The organism is Tritonibacter sp. SIMBA_163, assembly GCF_046535935.1.
Taxonomy (GTDB): domain Bacteria; phylum Pseudomonadota; class Alphaproteobacteria; order Rhodobacterales; family Rhodobacteraceae; genus Epibacterium; species Epibacterium scottomollicae.
This window is the reverse complement of record NZ_JAWJBP010000243.1, coordinates 1-308: the sequence shown is the minus strand read 5'-3', so window position 1 is coordinate 308 and position 308 is coordinate 1. Positions and strand designations below refer to the sequence as shown.

Here is a 308-nt window from a genome sequence, read left to right as displayed (position 1 = left end):
CTGCGCGCCGGTCTGATGAACATGCACTTCGAGAGTAAAAAGGGGCCGTAGATGTCGGCAGTTATTGGCGCGCTGCGCGGCGTGCTTTCGATGGATTCCGCCGCCTTCGAGACGGGCGCCAAGCGGGCCAGGGCCACCATGGGCACGGTCGAACGCCGCATGGTGCGGCTGGCCGGGCGGATGGAACAGTCGGGACGGCGCATGGCGCTTGGCCTGACGGTGCCGATGGCCGCTGCCGCCACCATGGCGGTGCGCTCCAGCCTGCAAATCGTGGATGCGCAGGCCAAGATGGCGCAGTCGCTGGGCAC

At 67.9% G+C, this 308-nt stretch carries 1 protein-coding gene; it reads left to right on the top strand.

Annotated features, from left to right (window positions below):
- Positions 1 to 51: 51 nt before the first annotated feature.
- On the top strand, positions 52 to 308 hold a 257-nt coding region (locus tag R0J92_RS22250; RefSeq protein ID WP_411053250.1), incomplete at its 3' end, for a hypothetical protein.